Genomic DNA, 1,482 nt, shown 5'->3' on the forward strand with positions numbered 1-1,482 from the left:
CACCATACTTCAACCTCTGGCTTAAAACTTCAATCCAACAGCCAAGGCTGATGTCCGCGCAGAAAAAAGCTGAACCAACTGGAACTAGCCAAGCATTGGGAACAGCTACCCCGCCCCCGATAAGCCGCGCCGTTGATTGTTTAGGCAGGTCATTTTATGGCTGATACAATATAGATCAATGCGCCATTCAAGCTATCTGATATGAATCTTATTGATATCGAAAACATAGACCTGAACCTGCTCAGGGTTTTTGTCGCTCTTGTCGAAGAAGGCGGTGCCAGCCGCGCGGCTATCCGGCTGGGCGTCACCCAGCCGGCGGTCAGCGCTTCCCTTGCACGTTTGCGCGAGATCTATGGCGACCCGCTGTTTGAGCGCACAGGGCGCGGCCTGCGCCCGACCATGCGCGCAAACGAGTTGTACCCCCTGGTCGAAGAAGCCATCAACCGCTGCAGGCTGGCCCTGGCCATGGCCGCCGACGGCCAGCAAGTGCAGGGCCGGACCCTCACCATCGGGCTCTCCGATGACAGTGAAATCGCCCTGGGGCAGAAGATTCTCTCGGTGGTGGAAGAGCGCCTGCCCGGGCTGCGCATCCTCTTCCGGCAAACCCACAGCGGCGTCGTACAAGACATGCTGATGGGCCACAAGATCGATCTCGCCATCTCCGCCGGAGGCTTGTCCTCGCACTTGATCACCCGCATCAGGCTGGGCCGCGGCAACTACCTGGGCATCGCCGATGCCCACAACACCGTCCCGGTGACCGCGGAGGACTACGCTCAGCGCCCGCACCTGCTGGTGTCGTCCGCAGGTTATGTCGGCATTGTCGATGAAGGCCTGAACAACGTCGGCCTGACCCGTACGATCAAGGCCTCGACCTCGCACTTCGCCGCCGTTCCCTTTCTGCTGGTGGGCTCCAAACTGATCACCACCGTGCCCACCCACGCCGCACGCGCAATGGAACGGATCAGTTCGCTGCAAACCTTCCCCTGCCCCGTGCCCATGCCTTCCTACGAACTTGAGATCGGCATGCGCGTGGGCAGCAAACACGACAACGCGTTGCAGATCGTCAAGTCACTGCTGCTGGATTCGATCAAGGAGCATTTTTTCCTGGAGTGAAGAGCAAGTGTTTGCACGTGCGTCACTTGCTTTCTCGTCAAGTCATTGGCCAGTCAATGAAGTCGTGGATGGCCAGTGACGTGGCCATTGATCCGTGATTGTTGGTAGTTTGAAAGTGGAATGACATTTCCCATAACCCGAGAAAGAACAGTGTTAAAACCACCTGGCTTCAGAGCTTTTTTACAAAGTCTAGGACTATTCCTACATCTAATGCTGACGCTCACCCTCAGAATCTTCACGCCAATAAATACTTCCAAGGATTGATCCATGAAAAAAGCGTTCGCATTAATCACCTCAGTTGCTGCACTCACCTTGTCGAGCACCACCATGGCCGCCGATCTCGGTCCAGCCTGCACCGAATACTTCAAG

At 56.5% G+C, this 1,482-nt stretch carries 1 protein-coding gene; it reads left to right on the forward strand.

Annotation, left to right across the window (positions count from 1 at the left end; all coding sequences use genetic code 11):
- Window positions 1-201: 201 nt before the first annotated feature.
- On the forward strand, window positions 202-1,113 hold the full coding sequence (locus tag BLX41_RS05335; protein ID WP_123724057.1) for a LysR family transcriptional regulator: 912 nt from the start codon (window positions 202-204) through the stop codon (window positions 1,111-1,113).
- The last annotated feature ends 369 nt before the right edge of the window (window positions 1,114-1,482 follow it).

The sequence above is a fragment of the Pseudomonas protegens genome, from assembly GCF_003732485.1.
Lineage (GTDB): Bacteria > Pseudomonadota > Gammaproteobacteria > Pseudomonadales > Pseudomonadaceae > Aquipseudomonas > Aquipseudomonas protegens_B.